Genomic DNA, 18,475 nt, shown 5'->3' on the forward strand with positions numbered 1-18,475 from the left:
CGCCCACCACACCTAGGTAGGCAGACATGACTCACTCGCGTGGCTTCGTGCGCTTCGGCAGAGGCAGACGGGCCCTGGCCCTCGGTCTCGCCGTCGTGCTGCTGGGTTCGGCCCAGACCGCGGCGGCGGAGGCCGCGGCCGGCGGCTGGCACGGACTGGGCTGGGACCTGCCCCCGTTGCAGCAGACCAGCTCGGTGCACGGCGTCGACGGCGGCTTCCGTGCGAAGCCCGTGGCGCCGCCCGGGGCGAGCAGCCCGGCGAAGGTCAGCTGGCCGGCGGCGGCCACGGCCGATGTCGATCTTCCCGCGAGCGGCGGGGCGAAGGCGCCGGCCGGGCCGGCGGTCGCCGTGGCCCGGTCGCACGCGGCGGCAGCGGCGGCCCGGCACACCCCCGGCAAGGTCCGGATCAGCACCCTGGACCAGGCCGCGACGGCCAGGACCGGGATCAAGGGGGTGCTGGTCAAGGTGGAGCCGGTGCTCGGTGACACCGGCGGGCCGGTGAACGTCGACGTCGACTACCGGTCGTTCGGCGACGCCTACGGCGGCGACTTCGGCGGCCGCCTGCACCTCGTGCAGTACCCGTCGTGCCTGCTGACGACGCCGGACAAGGCCGAATGCCACGTCGGCACCCCGCTGGCTTCCGCGAACGACACCAAGACCCGGCACGTCGCGGCCGACGTCACGCTAGGGGAGAAGCAGGCCGCGACCTCGATGCTGGTGGCCGCGGAAGCCGACACCAAGAGCGGTGGTGGCGACTTCGGCGCCACCGACCTCAAGCCGGCCGGCTCCTGGTCGGCGGGCGGCTCGTCGGCGGACTTCGACTACTCCTACCCGATCGGCACGCCCGCGGCGCTCGGCGGGACCGGTCCGTCGATCAGCCTGAACTACTCCTCGAGCTCGGTGGACGGGCTGACCTCGGCGACCAACAACCAGGCCTCGGGTGTCGGCGACGGCTGGAGCCTCTCGGGCGGCGGGTTCATCGAACGTCGCTACAAGAGCTGCAGCCAGGACCTGGGCGGCAACAACGGCCAGACCAAGACCGGCGACCTCTGCTGGTACAACGACAACGCCACCATCTCGTTCGCCGGCGCCAACGGTGACCTGATCCTGGACAAGACCAGCCAGACGTGGCACCCGAAGGACGACGACGGCACCCGCGTCGAACGCCTCACCGGCGGCGCCAACGGCGACAAGTTCGGCGAGTACTGGAAGGTCACCACCCCGGACGGCATCCAGTACTTCTTCGGCCTGAACCACCTGCCCGGCTGGGCCGCGGGCAAGGCGGAAACGCAGTCGACGTGGACCGCCCCCGTCTTCGGCAACAACAACCTCGAGCCGTGCAACGCCACGACCTACGCCGCGTCCTGGTGCAACCGCGCGTGGCGCTGGAACCTCGACTACGTCGTCGATCCCCGCGGCAACGCGGTCGCGTACTACTACCAGCCCGAGACGAACCACTACGGACTGAACCGCAACGCCACCACCGCCAACAACCCCGGCACGCCCTACACCCGCAGCGGCTACCTGCAGAAGATCGAATACGGCTTCAACACCAAGGTCGGCGACACCTTCGGCCACGCACCCGCGCAGGTCCTGTTCGACACGGCCGAACGCTGCTTCCCCGGCGGCACGATCACCTGTGACCCCGGCCAGCTCAACTCGGGGACGGCGACGTCGTGGCCGGACGTGCCCTCGGAGACGATCTGCGCCGCGGGCGCCGTCTGCGTCTACAACTCGCCCTCGTTCTTCTCCCGCAAGCGCTACACCAAGATCACCACCCAGGTCTCCGACGGCGGCGCGGGGTGGAAACCCGTCCGCGAATGGGCGCTGGCGCAGTCCTTCCCGCCCACCACCGACGGCAACAAGACGGCGCTGTGGCTGGACTCGATCACGGAAACGGGCAAGATCGCGAGCCCGAACACCGTCGGCCCGGCGATCACGTTGCCCGCCACGACGTTCCACGCGAAGCCGATGGCCAACCGGGTCAACGCGAGTACCCAGTACACCGCGCTGACCCGCAACCGGATCGACGCGATCACCACCCCGCAGGGCGGGACGACCACGGTCAAGTACGCCGACCCCGAGTGCCGGCCCGGCGGGCCGATGCCCGATCCGGCGAACCTCAAGAACAACACCCTGTCGTGCTACCCGGTGTACTGGAACCCGCCGGGCGCGACCGATCCGGTGCTGGACTACTTCACCAAGTTCCAGGTCACCGACGTCATCGAAGACGCGAACACCACGCAGCAGCCGCAGCAGAAGGTGACCCACTACGACTACCTCGGCGGCGCGGCCTGGCACTACGACGACGACCCGTTCAGCGACCCGAAGTACCGCACGTGGTCGCAGTGGCGCGGCTACGGCGACGTCAAGACGACCACCGGGCTCGGCCCGGCGGGCGGTGACCCGTCCGGCCCGCCGGTGACCACCGAGACGTTCTACCTGCGCGGCATGGAAGGCGCGACGGTCACCAGCCCGAACTGGCACGAGTCGGTCACCGACCGCAAGGAGACCGCCGGCGTCACCCGCGAGACCGTCAGCTACCGGGACGGCCAGGTCGTCGGCGGCACCCTGACCGAGCCGTGGGTGTCGGGCGCGACGGCCACCGACGCCGACGGCCGCACCGCCGCGTACACCGACACCGACACCACCCGGACCCGCACCTGGCTGGACACCACGAGCACCTGGCGGGTGTCGCGCACCCACACCACCCACGGGAAGTACGGGCTCGCGACCGCGGTGCAGACCGAAGGCGACACCGGCGACCCCCAGCAGACCAGCTGCACCTTGACCACCTACCTGGAGAACACCACCGGCTGGCTGCTGAACTCCTCCAGCCAGGTGCAGAAGATCTCGGGTGCCTGCGACGACAAGGCCAACCCGCCCGGGCCCGGCAACATCATCAGCGACACCCGGACCTACTACGACAAGCAGGCCTTCGGCGCGGCGCCCACCGAAGGGAACATCACCCGGATCGACAGCCTCGACGACTGGCCGGCGGGTGGCACGGAGAAGTTCAAGTCCCCGGCCGCGACGACGGTGTACGACAAGTACGGCCGGGTCGTGAGCGCCACCGACGCCCTCGGCCTGACCAGCACGACGGCCTACACCCCGGCCGAGGGCGGCCCGGTCACGCAGGTCGACACGACGACGCCACCGGTCACATCGGCCGCCGGCGCGCCCAAGTTCACCTCCACGAAGTACCTCGACGCCGTTTCCGGCGGCACCGTCGCGAGCAAGGACGCGAGCGGGCTGCGCACGGACGCCGCGCAGGACGCCCTCGGCCGTGTCCTGTCGGTGTGGAAACCCGGGCACAGCAAGGCGCAGAACGGGCCGGCGGACGTCATCTACAGCTACAGCGTCCGCAATTCCGGCGGCGTCAGCAACGTGACCACGCAGAGCCTGCTGGCGAACGGGCAGTACGCCACCTCGTACAGCCTCGTCGACGGTCTCGGCCGCACGATCCAGACCCAGGCGCCGCGCACCGACGACGGCCCCGGCCGGATCATCACCGACACCTTCTACGACTCGCAGGGGCGCACGTACAAGACCCACAACGCCTACTGGAACAGCGGGGCCCCGTCGGCCACGTTGTATGTCACCGATGACGCGTCGGTCCCGAACACGACGTTGGCGACCTTCGACAGCGCGGGCAGCCCGCGGACGAGCGCGTACCTGCTCCACGCCGTCGAACAGTGGCGGACGACGACGATCCCCGACGGCGACCGCACGACCACCATCCCGCCGGCCGGCGGCACCGCGTCGACCACCGTCACCAACGGGCTCGGCCAGACCGTCCGGCTGCTGCAGTACAAGGATCCGACGAAGTACACGCCGGGATCGCCGGCGGACACCACGACCTACACCTACACCCGCAGCGGCAAGCAGGCGACGGTCACGGACACGACCGGCAAGAACGTCTGGACCTTCGAGTACGACCTGAAGGACCGCAAGACCGCGACGACCGACCCGGACACGGGCCGCACGACGTTCACCTACGACGCCGCGGGCCGGCTGCTGACCACCACGGACGCGCGCCAGCGCCTGATCAGCTACACCTACGACAACCTGAGCCGCAAGACGGCCGAGTACGACGGCCCGGCGCTCACCGGCACGAAGATCGCCGGCTGGACCTACGACACCCTGCTGCCCGGGCAGCCGACCGGCTCGACCCGGTTCGCCGGCACCAAGGCCTACACCAAGGAGACCACCGGCTACGACACCGCCGGCCGGCCCACGGGCAGCAAGGTCACCATCCCGCCCGGCGACAAGGGACTCTCGAACTCCTACCAGTTCGGGATCACCTACAACGCGAACACCGGTGCCGTGCGGACGATGAACACGCCGGCGGCGGGTGGCCTGCCGGCCGAGGAACTGTCGTTCACCTACTACGACAACGGCGCGCCGAAAACGATGCTGGCCGCCAACGACTCGGGCGGCGGCACGACCCTGGTCTCTTCGACGTCGTACAACCCGCTGGGTCAGGTGCTGCGCACCAACTTCAACGACGACCTCAGCCCGTACCAGGTTTCGGTGACCAACACCTACGCCGACGGCACGAACCAGCTCAAGACGGTCCAGGCGCAGCGTTCGACGTCGTCGGACTACTGGATCGCCAACCGCGGCTACACCTACAACCAGGTCGGCAACGTCACGAAGATCGCCGACACCCCACCGGACGCGAAGGCCGACGTCCAGTGCTTCCGCCAGGACTACCTGCAGCGCCTCACGGAGGCGTGGACCCCGTCGTCGGGCGACTGCGCGGCCCAGCCGACAACGGCGGCCATCGACGGCGCGGCACCGTACTGGACATCCTGGACCCTGGACGACACGGGTAACCGCAAGACCCAGGTCCAGCACACCCCGACGGGCGACATCACGACGGCCTCGACGTACCCGGCTCCCGGCGCTCAGCGGCCGCACGCGGTCGAAGCCGTCACCACGACCGGGCCGTCGGGCACGTCGAGCTCGGCCTACGACTACACCGACGCGGGCAGCACCAAGTCCCGCGGCCCGGCCGGCTCGGCGCAGACGTTCACCTACGACGCCGAAGGCCGGGTCGCCACGGCGAAGGAGGCCAACGGCGGAGACAGCAGCTACCTCTACGACGCCGACGGCAGCCTGCTGATCACGAAGGACCCGAGCGGCACGACGTTGTCGATCGGGGACATGGAGCTGTTCGTCCCCACGGGCGGCCTCTTCGCGTCCGGCACGCGGTTCTACACCTACAACGGCCAGGTCATCGCGACCCGCCTGTCCTCGACGGGGCTGAGCTGGAAACTGGCCGATCACCAGGGCACGACGTACGCCACGGTGGACGCGGGCAACCTCGTGGTGTCCAAGCGCTGGCAGGACCCGTACGGCACCAGCCGCGGAGCACCGCCGTCGACGTGGCCGGACAAGCACGGTTTCGTGGACGGCTACCGGAACACGACCGGGCTGACCCACCTGGGTGCGCGCGACTACGACCCGGTGTCCGGGCGCTTCCTGACCGCGGACCCGATCCTGGACACGGGCAACCCGCAGGCGTTGAACGCCTACAGCTACGGGAACAACAGCCCGATCTCGTTCAGCGACCCGACCGGCATGATGTGGGGCGCGGAGTGCGGCCCCGACGGCGTCCTGTGTGGCACGGGCGAGGCGATGTCGGACCCGAACTACGTCGACAACCGCGCTTACTTCATGAAGAAGCGTGGGTACAGCCAGCAGTCGATCGACAGCTTCCGGCACATCGCCGCCAACAGCGGCTGCAAACGCGGTTCGGCGTGCAGCAAGCAGCGGGAGGTCGTCCGGGGGCACGTCAAGAAGTACTCCCCGGTCACCGACGATCCCCAGCGCCTGATCAGCCTCTGGTCGTCGCTGGCCCAGCAGATCGACGGACCGCGCCCGTTCTGGAACACGGCCACCGGTACCGGCGACGAAATGGCGTGCTTCGGCCAGCGCGGTTGCCGCATGGCGTGGATCTACCTGCTGGAGCACGGCCAGGACACGGCAGGCGCCAAGGTGATCGCGGCGACGTACTGCGTCGAGCACCTCGACGAGTGCGTGGACGAGAAGAACTTCGACGACATGGTCATGGACGACCTGACCAACCTGCTGATGCTCGGCGCGATGGGCGTCGGCTCCGCCGCGGAGGCGGCGGCGGGCGCGGAGACGGCGGCGGGGGAGGAAGCCGCCGGCGCCCGGACCGGTTGCCCGAACAGTTTCGCGGGCTCCACCCCGGTCCTCCTGGCCGACGGCAGCACCAAGCCGATCGAGCAGGTCGAGGTCGGTGACGAGGTCGAGAACGCCGAGCCCGACGACACGGTCGTGCAACACCACGTCGTGACGGCACTGCACGTGACCGACGAGGACCACGACTTCGTCGACGTCGCGGTCCGGACGCCGGAGGGCCTGCAGACCGTGGTCACCACGGCGCACCACCCCTTCTGGGACGCGACGGCCCACGCCTGGAAGGACGCGGCCGACCTGGCCACCGACGACCAGCTCGCAACCCCCGGCGGCAGCCGGATCACCGTCGGCTCGGTGCACCCTTACCCGGCCTCCCGCCGGACGTACAACCTCACGGTCGACGGCGTCCACACGTACTACGTGCTCGCCGGAACCGCGCCGGTACTCGTGCACAACTGCGGCGGTTACTTCAACGGGCACGCCGAATCGTGCAGTTGCGAGGGAATCGGCGACATCACCAAGGCGGGGCCCGAGGTCGCCGGGGCCGGCGATGCCGCCCTCGGCCTCACCAAGCATGCTCTGCAGCGGCTGCAGCTGCGTGGGGTGTCCGTGGAGGAAGCCCGGGCCGTGCTCGGAAAAGAGCCGTTCACGTACCAGCACGACGGGGTGTGGAAGAGCGGCTACTACGATCCGGGTTCCAAGGTGTTCATCGCGAAGACCATCGACGGCAATATCAACACGGTCATGACCAACGTCGACGGTGCCTACATCCGCCGCCTGCAGGGAGGCCGTTAGCCATGGCCGTCGTCAGGGTCACCTACGACCAGCAAGCCGATGCGGCGTACATCTACTTCACCGACCCGCGGGAGAGCCGCAGCGTCGCCCGGATGTACGCCTGTGATCCCCTCGAAGTCGGCGGGATGGTCAACCTGGACTTCGACGAAGACGGACGGGTCCTGGGTGTCGAAGTGCTCGACGCGCGGTCCAAGCTGCCGCAATACCTGCTCGACGCGGCTGAACGGCTCGAAACGGAGAAGGGATAGCCCAGCCTGCGCTCGGCCACGACCTCCGGACAGAGCCGATCGATCGCCGCCTCCAGGTCTGGTGCCCGGCCCCGCGCGGACGCGATACTCGCACGGTGACTGAGCCCCCCGAGGTCGTGAACGCCGTTGGTGGCTTCGTGTCCGGATCCGTCGTCCAGGCCGGGACCATCACCGGTGGCGTGCACTTCCACGCTCCGCGCGCCGACACCACGCCGGCCGCGGGGCGGGTGCCCGCCGCGGCTCGGCTGTTCGTCGGGCGTGAGGGGGAACTTGCCGAGCTCGAGCGCCTTCTCGCGCAGGAGAAGCGAGCGGTCGTGCACGGGTTGGGCGGGGTCGGCAAAAGTACCCTCGTGGCGCGACACGCGCGGCTGCACGCCGGGCGCTACCGGCTCGTCTGGTGGATCACCGCCGACAGCTCCGCCGCCATCCGGAGCGGGCTGGCCGAGCTCGCCGTCGCCCTGGCGCCCGAGGCCGCCGGGGTGTCCCTCGGCGAGCGCGTCGAATCGGCGATCCGGTGGCTCGGCAGCGCCGGTGACTGGCTGCTCGTGCTGGACAACCTCGCCACCCCCGCCGACGCCGGGGAACTGCTCGGCCGCGTCTCCGGCGGGACCGTCGTCATCACCGCCCGGCAACGCACCGGGTGGCGGGGCCTGGCCAGTCTGGCCCTCGATGTCCTGCCGGCCGGTGACGCCGAAGAACTGCTGACGCGCGTCGTCGTCGCGGAGTGGCCCGAGGGCGGGGTTCCGGCCGCCACCCGGCTGTGCGCGGAGCTCGGGTGGCTGCCGCTCGCCGTCGAGCAGGCCGGGGCCTACCTCGCGCAGACCCGGATCACCGCGTCCGCCTACCTCGACCTGCTCGCCCGGTACCCGGCCCGGATGTTCGCCGCCGCCGGGGAAGGCGGGGACTCGCAGCGGACCATGGCCCGGGTCTGGCACGTCACCTTCGACCGCCTCGCCGACACGCCGGCCGCCGGGACCCTGCTGCGGCAGCTCGCCTGGTACGCCTCGGCCGGCATCCCGCGCGAGCTGTTCGACGGCGACGGGCCCGACACCCTCGACGCGCTGGGCCGGCTCCACGCCTTCAGCATGATCAAGCTTTCCGCCGGCGACATCGCCGTCCACCGGCTCGTCCAGGCCGTCACGCGCACACCCGACCCCGCCGATCCCCATCGCCGGCCGGAGCTGATCGAAGGCGCCCGGATCGCCGCCACCACCCGGCTTCGGGAGCACGTCGACGGCCAGGACTTCCGCGACCCGCGATGCCGGGCCCGCTACCTGGCCGTCCTGCCGCACGCGCAGGCCCTTTTCGGGTTCGCCGGCGCGGAAACCGACGTCGCCGACACCTGCCGGCTCCTGGCGGACGCCGCGGGCTTCCTGCGCGACCAGGGTGACGTGGCCGGTGCCACCGACCTGCTCGAACGCTGCGTGCACAGCACCCGGCGGGTGTTCGGCGACCAGGACCGCTCGACGCTGACGGCCCGCGGCAACCTCGCGAGCGCCTACAGCGCAGCGGGCAAGCTCGACCGCGCCATCCGGATGTCCGAGGAGATCCTCGCCGGCGGCGACGGGACCCTGGACCCCGATTCGCCCGAAATCATGGCCGTCCGCAACAACCTGGCGGTCGCCTACCACTCGGCCGGCGACCTGGCGAGGGCCATCCCGCTGACCGAGGCCGTGCTCGCCCGGTACGAGCGCGTGCTCGGTCCGGACCACCCGACGACCCTCACCTGCCGCAGCAGCCTCGCCGCCTGCTACGAGTCCAAAGGGGACTTCACCCGCGCCATCCCGCTCTACGAGTCCACTTTGGATCGGCGCCGCCGGGTCCTCGGCCCCGATCACCGCGGCACGCTGACGTCGCAACGCAAACTCGCGTCGGCCTACGCGCAGCTCGGTGACCTGGTCCGCGCGGTCGAGCTGCACCAGGCGACCGCCGACGCCTTCGAGCGGGTCATGGGCCCCGAACACCCGGATACGCTGACGGCCCGCGACGACCTCGCCGACGCCCACCTGTCGGCGGGTGACTCCGCGAAAGCCATCGCCGGCTACACGGCGACCCTCGGAATCCGCACCCGCATCTCCGGGCCGCTCCACCCCGCCGCCCTCGACGGCCGGAGGCGGCTCGCCGAGGCCACCCTGTCGGCGGGGCGGACAGCGGACGCCCTCGCCGAGCACCGGCAGATCGTCGCGGACTGCGAAGTGGTCTTGGGCCGCACCCATCCGACGACGTTCCTCGGCCGGGCCGCCCTGGCCAGTGCCCAGCACCGGATCGGGAACCTCGCGCAGGCCATCGCCGGCTACCGGGAACTGCTGTCCGACAGCGAGACGGTTCTCGGCCCGGACAACCCGACCACGCTCGGGTGCCGCGTGCACCTCGCGCACGCGTTGGCCGCGGCCGGGGACGTCCGCCACGCGATCCCCCTGTTCGAAGCCGCCGCAGCCGCCTTCGAACGGGTGCTCGGACGCAGTCACCCGACCACCCTCGGTTCCCGGGACCACCTCGCCGGCGCCTTCCTGTCCGCCGGGAAGGTGGCGACGGCCCTCCGCCTCCACCGGGAGGTCCACGCCGAAGCAGCACGCGTGCTGGGCGAAGAGCACCCGGACACGATCAAATACCTCAGCAGCCTGGCCGCCGCCCACGAGGGGGCCGGCGACGTCGCGACCGCGCTCTCGCAGCACCGGGCCGCGCTCGCGGCCGCCGAACGCGTTCTGGGCGACGACAGTCCGAGCACGCTCACCTTGCGCGGCAATGTCGCCAACGCCCGTGAGTCGGCCGGGGACGTGGAAGGGGCGATCCCGGAGCACGAGAGCCTGCTGGCCGACCGGATCAGGCTCCTGGGGCCCGAACACCCGGACACCCTCCGCACCCGGAACAACCTCGGCCTCGCCTACCTGCGCATCGGCCGTTACGACGAGGCCGGCGCGATGCTCGGGGCGGTGGCCGCCGACCGGGCCCGGATCCTGGGCGCCGACCACCCGGACACCCTCGTCTCCCGGGACAACCTGGCCACGGCCGCCCTCGTGGGTGGCGACACCCCGAAGGCGCTACGGCTTTGGACGGACGTGGTCGCGCGCCGCGGCCGCATCATGGACGACGAGCACCCCGACCTGCTCGGTTCCCTCATCGGCCTCGGAATGGCTCAGGTACGGGAAGGGAACCTCCCCGAGGGGCTTTCCCTCCTGCAGCGCGCATACGCCGGCTTCGCGAAGGTCCTCGGCCCCGACGATCCGCAGACAAGAGCGGTACAAGCCCGCATCGACGAGATCCGGACCTGGTGAAGTATCGACCCACCGGCGTGAGCGCCCGGTCAGGCCGGCAGGGTCCGCCGCAGGAACGCGGTCGTCAGCTCCCACGCGCGCGCCGCCGCCTCCGGGTGGTGGAACATCGGGGCCACGTGGTTGTGAAACGCGTGGCCGGCCTCCTCCTGCACGTGGATCTCGGCCCCGGGGTGCGCCGCCACCGCGGCCTCCACCTCGGCCACGTCCGAGCGCGGGATGTACGGGTCCTGGCCGCCGAAGTGGAACTGGATCGGACACGTCACCCGCGCGAGGTCCGCGATCTGCCCCGCCACCTTCGAGCCGTAGAACGACACCGCCACGTCGGGATCGCCCTCGGCCGCCGCCGCGAAGGCCAGCGAGCCGCCCAGGCAGAAGCCCAGCACGCCCACCCCGCCCGAAACTTCGGGCAGCGCCCGCAGGTGGGCCACCGCGCCGAGCACGTCGGCCAGCCCCAGCGCCGGATCGAAGGAAGCCGCCACCTCCATCGACGCCGCCACGCCGGCTTCGTCGTGCGTCGACGACCAGCCCGGCGCCGTGCGCCGGAACAGCTCCGGGATCGCCACCACGTACCCCGCGGCCGCCAGGCCGGCCGCCACCGAGCGCAGGTAGTCGTCCAGGCCGAAGATCTCCTGGATCAGCACCAGGCCCGGGCCGCGGCCGGACGGCGGGTGCCACAGCGGGAGGTCGGTCATCGCAGGGTCCTTTCCAGGACGTCGGCGACCAGGGCGGCCTGGCGGCCGTCCGGGTCGGGGTCGGGGTCGAACACGGTCAGCTCGAAGCCCGCCGCGCCCGGCCGGGACAACAGCTCCCGCAACACCGGAACCAGGGTGTCCGGATCGAGGCCGCCCGGGTCCGGACTGTCCACTGCGGACACGTACGCCGGGTCGAGGACGTCTTCGTCGCGAACGTAGGGGCGCAGGCCGTCGATGTCGGCCAGGTCGCTCGCGCCCCGGCCGGTCGTGATGGCCAGGTCCTCGCCCGCCGCGGCGCCGACGTGGTCGGCGATGCCCAGGTGGCGGAAGTCGTCGTGGCCGTCGAGGTAGGCGATGCCGTACCGGCCCGCGCGGCGCAGCGCCGGCATGGCGCCCAGGGAGATCGAACAGTCGCCGCCGAGGACGACCGGGAAGCCGCCGGACGCCCGGACCGAGGCCACCCGGTCCGCCAGCGCGCGCGTGTAGGCGGCCAGCGCCGCCGCGTTGCGGACACCGTCACCCGGCTGCCACGTGCCGACGTACCGGCCCGGCGTCACGACACCGCCGTCGGCCGCCCCCAGCCGGTTCAGGATGCCGAGGTCGCGCAGCACGCCGGGGGTCTTGTAACAGCCGGGCACCGCGCCTTCGGCCGGCGGGCGCAGGCCCAGATCGGACGGTGCGTCGATCAGGACCGGGTTCCTCACCCGGTCACCGTACTGGCTCCGGGGCCGGGAGCGTCCTAAGTTGGAGTGCCGACCAAGGAGGCGTGATGGCTGAACAGACCAAATACGTCCTGGACGAAGCCGATCTCCCGACCCAGTGGTACAACGTCGTCCCCGATCTGCCCGAGCCGCCACCGCCGCCGCTGCACCCCGGCACCCGCGAGCCGCTCGGGCCCGACGACCTCGCGCCGCTGTTCCCGCAGGCGCTCATCGCCCAGGAAGTAACGACTGATCGCTATGTCGACATCCCGGAAGAGGTTCGGGAGGTCTACCGGCTCTGGCGCCCGTCGCCGCTGTTCCGCGCGCGCCGCCTGGAGAAGGCGCTGGGCACCCCGGCGCGGATCTACTACAAGTACGAGGGCGTCAGCCCGGTCGGCTCGCACAAGCCGAACACCGCAGTACCGCAGGCGTTCTACAACGCGGCCGAAGGCGTCACGCGGCTGACCACCGAGACCGGCGCCGGCCAGTGGGGCAGCGCGCTCGCGTTCGCCTGCGCCCAGTACGGCCTCGAGTGCGAGGTCTGGCAGGTGCGCGCGTCCTACGACCAGAAGCCCTACCGCAAGCTGATGATGGAGACGTTCGGCGCGACGGTCCACCCGAGCCCGTCCGAGCTGACCGAGTCCGGCCGGGCGATCCTCGAGCAGCACCCCGATTCGACCGGCAGCCTCGGCATCGCGATCAGCGAGGCCGTCGAGCAGGCGGCGCAGGACCCGGACACGCGGTACGCGCTGGGCAGCGTGCTCAACCACGTGCTGCTGCACCAGACGGTGATCGGCGAAGAGGCGCTGAAGCAGTTCGAGCTGGCGGGCGACACCCCGGACGTCCTGGTCGGCTGCACCGGCGGCGGCTCCAACTTCGGCGGCCTGGCTTTCCCGTTCCTGCGCGAAAAACTGGCCGGCCGGATGGACCCGGTGATCCGCGCGGTCGAGCCGGCCGCGTGCCCGTCGCTGACGCGCGGCAAGTACGCGTACGACTTCGGCGACACGGCGGGCCTCACGCCGCTGCTGAAGATGCACACGCTCGGCCACGAGTTCATCCCGGACCCGATCCACGCGGGCGGCCTGCGCTACCACGGGATGTCGCCGCTCATCTCCCACATCCACGAGCTGGGCCTGATCGAGGCGCTCGCCATCGGCCAGCAGGAGTGCTTCGCGGCGGGGGTGCGGTTCGCCCGGTCGGAGGGGATCATCCCGGCTCCGGAGCCGACGCACGCACTGGCGGCGTGCATCCGGGAGGCGTTGCGGTGCAGGGAGACGGGTGAGGAGAAGGCGATCCTCACGGCCCTGTGCGGGCACGCGCACCTGGACCTGCCGGCTTATGGTGCTTACCTGGCCGGGGAAATGGTGGACGACGAGCTGTCCGAAGCGACGCTGGCGGAGTCGCTGGCGACGTTGCCTTGACCCGAGCGCTCGAGTAATCATTCCTTCGCCCCACTCTGTCCCGGGTCCAGGTGTCCGGTTCGATCTCGGGCTCTCTGGATTTCGGCCCGCTCGAAAACGCGGCTGCGATCACCGCCACCAGAATCGCGCTGCCGAAGACCACGGCCAGGATCAGCAACGGAGACATGAAGGCTCCTGCTCGGTATCAGCTCCCGCTTCCGGTGTCCGCCCTCCCTACTGGTAGTCAGAGGGCGTCCGGGATTTCCGGGCGCGTGAGCTCCGTGCGGGCGGTCGCCAGGACCACGCGGTCGCGGCCGCCCGCTTTGGCCTCGAACACCGCGTCGTCCGCGGCCTGCAGCAGGATTGTGTACTCCGTGGCCGTTTCCGGGTACACCGCTGCGCCGATCGAGGCCGTCAAGCCGGTGATCACCTCCGGCTTGCCCGGGCGGATCACCGGGACCGGGACCTCGACGCGGGCGATCGCCGTGCGGATGCGGTCCGCGACCGACGCTATCTCCGCGCTCGTCGTGCCCGGGAGCAGCACCACGAACTCGTCGCCGCCGAAGCGGCCCACGTAGTCGCCGCCGCGGACCGAGCTCTGGATCGCCGCCGCCACCGCGCGCAGGACCTCGTCGCCCGCCAGGTGGCCGTTGCCGTCGTCGATGGCCTTGAAGTGGTCTATGTCGATCATCAACACGCCCGCCGTCGAGGACAGCTCCGCGGCGCGGGCCAGCTCGTTGCGGGCCAGCTGGACCCAGAACTCCGGGGCGAGCAGCGCGGTCTTGGAGTCCGTGCGGGCCGCCGCCTGGAACTGGGGGAGCAGCAGGCCGATGTGGAGCGCCACCGGCGTCACCATCAGCACCGGCAGCAGCCACGGCCGGACCGTCATCACCAGCGCGATGCCGCAGCCGACGCCGACCGCCGCCAGCACGATCAGCACGTCGGACGGGTTGCCGAACGCCTGCCGCGCCGGCTTGCCCGGGTTGCTCATCAGGATCACGACGATCACGAGCACGTAGTTCAGGCCGAAGTAGACGAGCCCGGACACCAGCAGCGCCGTCATCCCGCCGAAACCGTCCAAGTAGGGGACGTACGGCGCCACGTGTCCGGTGCCCACCGAAAGCACCGCACCCGCCGTGGCGCAGGCGAGGATCACCGTGGCGCCGGAAAACACTTTCCGGTGAATCACGCCGCGGCGTTTGTACACCCGGACCCACGAATGGGCGTAACTGACGACGATGACCACAGTGGCCAGTGGCGGGGGCAGCAGGAGGAGCCCGGCGAAGATCCAGATCGACTGGAGGTGCATGTGCGGCCGGCCGTCGGCGGCCAGCTCGCGGATGCGCTCGATGCGTTGCGCCGCTTCGAGGTGCACGATTTCGCCGGCCAGGATCAGGCCGCACCACAGCAGCGACTGGGCCGTGAGCGGCACCAGCGCGGCCGTCGTCACGACCATGATCAACGCCAGCGCGTCGACGACGAGGACGTAGCCGAGCACCGGAGTGGCCAGCTTCCACATCGCCCACGTACGGATACCTGATCGTGGACGTTCTGAGCTGGGCTTTCGCCCTTGGGACCCGGACAATCCCACGAAACGCCCCTCTTCCCAGGACGGAACTCTTCGCGGAAATCGTCACTGTAATCGAATGAACGCGGTGTGTCACTAGGCTGGTCGGGCTACCGTCCGGTCACGCACCGTGCACCATTCCTCACCACCAGGAGAAATCATGTCGCACTTCCTGCCCAACGCCAACATCGTCCCGTCCCGCCGGCGCGCGCAGCGGCCGACCGACTGGACGCGGCAGCTCCCCACCGACTGGACCCGCGCGATCCCGACCGACTGGACCACGCGGCAGCTGCCGACCGACTGGACCGCCCGCGAACTGCCCACCGACTGGACCGTCCGCGAGCTGCCCACCGATTGGACCCGGCCCGGCGTCTCGCCAGCGCTGCCGCAGTGCCCGACCGACTGGACGCGGTCCTGAGCCGTGCCCGGTGACCGGCCCGCGTGCCGGTCACCGGGGCTCCGGCTGCGCCTGCCGCCACCGGTGCGCCGCACCGAACGCCGCCACCACGCCCACCGCGCCCGCACCGGCCACGACGGCGTGGGGCGCCACGCGTTCCGCCGCCAGCCCCGCCAGCACCACACCCACCCCCTGGGACACCCGCAGCGCCGTCAACGCGAACCCGAACGCCTGCGCGCGCTGGGCGTCGGGCGTCAGCTGCACGAACGTCGTGTTCGCGATCAAGTTGTACGAACTGGCCACCCCGGACAGCGTGAGCAGCGCCAAAGTGGCCGCCAGGTCCGGGTGCAGCGCGCAGCCCAGCAGCGCCGCGCACGCCAGCACCGCCAACGGCCCCAGCAGCCGGCTGCGCCGCGCCGGCGGGATCCGCGACAACGCCGCCATGCCGAGCACGTTCCCCAGCGCGTACGCCCCGAGCAGCAGCCCGACCACCACCGCGCCCCCGCCGAGTTCGGCGGCGTACGGCGCGGCGATCGCCTCGCCCGCGATGTAGCAGCCCGACACGCACCCCAGCGCCACCAGCGCGAGCCGCCGCCGGTCGCCGGCCACCACCGTCCAGCCGGCCCGCACGTGCCGCCACCAGCGGACCCCGGAGGACTCGCGCGGTGGCCGCGGGTGGACGCCGCCGACCAGGAACAGTGCCGACACCGCGAAGCTCGCCGCGTCCGCCACGAGGGCGCCGCCGGTGCCGAGGCCCGCCACGAGCAGCCCGCCGAGCGCGAAGCCGGCGACCTGGCCCGCCTGCACCAGCATCATCAGCAGGCCCATCCCGGGCACGAACGTGTCGCCGGGCAGCACCTGCGGCAGCAGGGCGGCCCGCGCCGAGTTCCACACCGGGTTGACGAGCTGGACGCCGACCAGCAGGGCCGCCACCGCCGCCAGCGGGAGGGCCGGCGTCGCCATGACGGCCACCGCGAGGGTCCGCAGGACGTCGGCCACGACCATCACCGTCCGCGGCGGATACCGGTCGGCCAGTCCGGACAGCAGCGGGCCGCCGACGAGGTCCGGCAGGAACGTCAGGGCGTAGGTCAGCGCGGCCCAGCCCGGCGAGTTCGTGCGGTCGTACACCAGGATCGACAGCGCGACCCGGGCCAGCTGGTCGCCGGTGACCGAGACCAGCTGCGCCGAGAACAGCGCCCGGAATTCGGTCACGCCGAGGACGTCCCGGAACCCTGCCGCGCGTCCGTTCATGGACACCCAGGGTACCGTCGCGGGCGCCCAGCGTGAACGGCCGTTAGGAGGTCACTGACCCCCTCCGCAGACGATTTTCGGCTGCGGGTTGTAGTGGACGGTCCGGGTCGAGCGGCTGACCTCGCGGCCGGTGGCGGCGTCCTTGAGCACGCGCGTGTCGGTGGTGGTGAACCCCGGCGCGCCGTTCGAGGCGTGGCAGTTCTCGGCCGGCCCCGGCTTGGGCTGCGGGTCGCTCTGGTTGGTCTGCGCGCCGGGGATCGACTCGACGGTGTAGCGCTTGGTGCCCCACAGCTTCACGGTGATCGACGACGGCGTCCAGATCGTCTGGATCGCGATGCCGGTCGGCGAGTCGTTGGTGAACTTGAGGTCGATGACGCTGGACCCGTTGGGGTTCTGGAACACCGTCGCTTCGCGCGCCGCCGGGTAGCGGCTGATGTAGTAGCTGTGTTCCTTGTGCCCGGCGTCCTTGAGGCCGGCGAAGTACGCCGCGTTGTACAGCGTGGTCGCGAACTGCGAAATGCCGCCGCCGACCTCGCGTCCCGGGGCGCCGTCCTTGATCACGCCCGCCTCGACGTACCCCTGCGCGGTGCCGCGCGGACCGGTGAAACCGTTGAGGCTGAAGGTTTCCCCGGGCTTGACGATGGCGCCGTTCACCTTCTGGGCGACGACGCGGATGTTGACGCCGGAGTCCGCGGCGAACTTCTGCGTCGTGAACTCGCCGACGACCTCCTTGACGCCCAGCTGGTTCGCCTGGTCGGTGGTGACCTTCGCCGGGCTGTCCTTGTAGATCGCCGGGACTTCGCGGCCGTCGGCCTTCTTCAGCACGTCCGGCAGCGGCTTGAGGCTGGGGTCCCAGTCGACGGTCCGGCCGTCGGTGGAGGGGTCGACCGCGGGCTTGCCGCCTTCGAAGACGATGGTCGCGTCCTTGCCCTCCTTCTCGGTGGACTTCAGCTGCGGCCCGGCGGCTTCGGCGATCTTCGCGTTGTCGATCTTCGGCGTCAGCCCGCCGCCGTCGGCCGGCTCGAAGGTGATCGCCGCGGCGATCGCTTCCGGCTTCACGGTGGCGTCCTTGCCCTCGCCCTTGACCACCAGCGGGCCGGAGACGGCGGGGCGCGCGAACCCGTCGAGCGCCGCCTGGACGCCTTCGGGCGTGGTCCGGACCGGCGTGTGGGTCACCGGCAGCGCCAGGGCTTCCCCGCTCGCCCACTTCTCGACGACGGCGGCGGTGGCGGCCGGCACGTCGAGCTTCTGCCCGGGCTTCGGCGGCACGGCGACCGGCTGGACGCCGTCGAACTTCACAGTGCCCTCGGCCGGGTCGCGGTCGATCCTGCCGCGCAGCTGCTCCAGCGCGGCGGTGAGCTTGGCGTCGTCGGCGTGGCTGACGACGCCGACCTCGCGGCTGGAGAACAGCGATGACAGCCGCGTGAAGGGGTTAAGCGGCTGCTCGCCGGCCTGGTCGAGGGTCTGCGGCCAGTCGAGCTTCAGCCCGGCGATGGTCGGCGAGAGCGTGCCCTGGACGTCGCCCGCGGTGACGGCGACCGGGCGGGTCAGCCGCGGCTCGATCTTCCCGCGCAGTTCCTGCTCGGCGGCTTCGCGGCCCATCCCGCCGACGTCGACGCCGGCCACGGTCACCCCGCGCGGGACGCTGCCCTGGCTGACCAGCAGGTCGACGCCGTAGACCGCGACGAGCAGCCCGAACACGCCGCCGGCGATCCAGCCGGCCTTGCGGAGGGAGCGGTTCGCCGTGCGGCCGGCGCCCGGTTCCGGTTCGGGCCGGACGACCGGGAGGACGTCGGTCTGCTCACCGTGTGAGTCGGGCCAGCGCGGTTCGTACGGCAACTCTCCACCCCTTCAACGCGGCGCTGGAGCACGCCGGTGACGAGGTCAGCGTACGGGGCACCCGGACAAGCCGTACGACTCGCCCTAACGGGGGATGAACCGGTCACGGACGGGTGAAGTGGCACTTTCACGTGAAAGTG

Annotated in this window: 10 protein-coding genes; 5 read left to right on the plus strand and 5 right to left on the minus strand. The window is 71.3% G+C overall.

Annotated features, from left to right (window positions below; genetic code table 11):
• Positions 1–47 precede the first annotated feature (47 nt).
• From C2L59_RS25470 to C2L59_RS25480, 3 genes are all read left to right on the plus strand, one after another.
• Positions 48–6,965, plus strand: a complete 6,918-nt coding sequence (locus C2L59_RS25470) for an RHS repeat-associated core domain-containing protein (RefSeq protein ID WP_233223668.1) — start codon at positions 48–50, stop codon at positions 6,963–6,965.
• A gap of 2 nt (positions 6,966–6,967) precedes the next feature.
• Positions 6,968–7,213 (plus strand): DUF2283 domain-containing protein, encoded by a 246-nt coding sequence (locus C2L59_RS25475; RefSeq protein WP_103352027.1) that lies wholly within the window; start codon positions 6,968–6,970, stop codon positions 7,211–7,213.
• A 95-nt stretch (positions 7,214–7,308) separates the two neighbouring features.
• Complete coding sequence (locus C2L59_RS25480; protein WP_146060431.1) at positions 7,309–10,488, plus strand: tetratricopeptide repeat protein; 3,180 nt, start codon at positions 7,309–7,311, stop codon at positions 10,486–10,488.
• Positions 10,489–10,517: 29 nt separating this feature from the next.
• Here C2L59_RS25480 and C2L59_RS25485 read toward each other — a convergent pair whose 3' ends face one another.
• Both C2L59_RS25485 and C2L59_RS25490 read right to left on the minus strand, forming a co-directional pair.
• Positions 10,518–11,180: a dienelactone hydrolase family protein gene (locus tag C2L59_RS25485; protein WP_103352029.1), complete on the minus strand. Its 663-nt coding sequence runs from the start codon at positions 11,178–11,180 to the stop codon at positions 10,518–10,520.
• Positions 11,177–11,884 carry an arginase family protein gene (locus C2L59_RS25490; protein WP_103352030.1) on the minus strand — a complete coding sequence of 236 codons (708 nt, stop codon included), beginning with the start codon at positions 11,882–11,884 and terminating at the stop codon, positions 11,177–11,179. The genes C2L59_RS25485 and C2L59_RS25490 overlap by 4 nt, the downstream gene beginning before the upstream one ends.
• Positions 11,885–11,949: 65 nt before the next feature.
• Between C2L59_RS25490 and C2L59_RS25495 the strand changes: the two genes are divergently transcribed.
• Positions 11,950–13,302, plus strand: coding sequence for a TrpB-like pyridoxal phosphate-dependent enzyme (locus tag C2L59_RS25495; protein ID WP_103352031.1), 1,353 nt, complete (start codon positions 11,950–11,952; stop codon positions 13,300–13,302).
• 223 nt (positions 13,303–13,525) lie between these two features.
• Here C2L59_RS25495 and C2L59_RS25500 read toward each other — a convergent pair whose 3' ends face one another.
• A complete protein-coding gene (locus C2L59_RS25500; RefSeq protein WP_103352032.1) occupies positions 13,526–14,800 on the minus strand; it encodes a diguanylate cyclase in 1,275 nt (424 codons plus the stop codon).
• 208 nt (positions 14,801–15,008) lie between these two features.
• Between C2L59_RS25500 and C2L59_RS25505 the strand changes: the two genes are divergently transcribed.
• A complete protein-coding gene (locus C2L59_RS25505; RefSeq protein ID WP_103352033.1) occupies positions 15,009–15,266 on the plus strand; it encodes a hypothetical protein in 258 nt (85 codons plus the stop codon).
• A 30-nt stretch (positions 15,267–15,296) separates the two neighbouring features.
• Here C2L59_RS25505 and C2L59_RS25510 read toward each other — a convergent pair whose 3' ends face one another.
• Together C2L59_RS25510 and C2L59_RS25515 are read right to left on the minus strand one after the other, a co-directional pair.
• Complete coding sequence (locus C2L59_RS25510) at positions 15,297–16,496, minus strand: MFS transporter (protein WP_103352034.1); 1,200 nt, start codon at positions 16,494–16,496, stop codon at positions 15,297–15,299.
• 51 nt (positions 16,497–16,547) lie between these two features.
• The gene (locus tag C2L59_RS25515) at positions 16,548–18,335 is read right to left on the minus strand and encodes a VanW family protein (protein WP_103352035.1); all 1,788 of its coding nucleotides are present in this window, start codon (positions 18,333–18,335) and stop codon (positions 16,548–16,550) included.
• Between the last annotated feature and the right edge of the window lie 140 nt (positions 18,336–18,475).

This window comes from Amycolatopsis sp. CA-128772 (assembly GCF_002904295.1).
Lineage (GTDB): Bacteria > Actinomycetota > Actinomycetes > Mycobacteriales > Pseudonocardiaceae > Amycolatopsis.

Coding starts and splice junctions, on each gene's coding strand:
- C2L59_RS25485 (WP_103352029.1), bottom strand. CDS start 11,180: ATGACCGACCTCCCGCTGTGGCACCCGCCGTCCGGCCGCGGCCCGGGC.
- C2L59_RS25495 (WP_103352031.1), top strand. CDS start 11,950: ATGGCTGAACAGACCAAATACGTCCTGGACGAAGCCGATCTCCCGACC.
- C2L59_RS25500 (WP_103352032.1), bottom strand. CDS start 14,800: ATGTGGAAGCTGGCCACTCCGGTGCTCGGCTACGTCCTCGTCGTCGAC.
- C2L59_RS25475 (WP_103352027.1), top strand. CDS start 6,968: ATGGCCGTCGTCAGGGTCACCTACGACCAGCAAGCCGATGCGGCGTAC.
- C2L59_RS25505 (WP_103352033.1), top strand. CDS start 15,009: ATGTCGCACTTCCTGCCCAACGCCAACATCGTCCCGTCCCGCCGGCGC.
- C2L59_RS25510 (WP_103352034.1), bottom strand. CDS start 16,496: ATGAACGGACGCGCGGCAGGGTTCCGGGACGTCCTCGGCGTGACCGAA.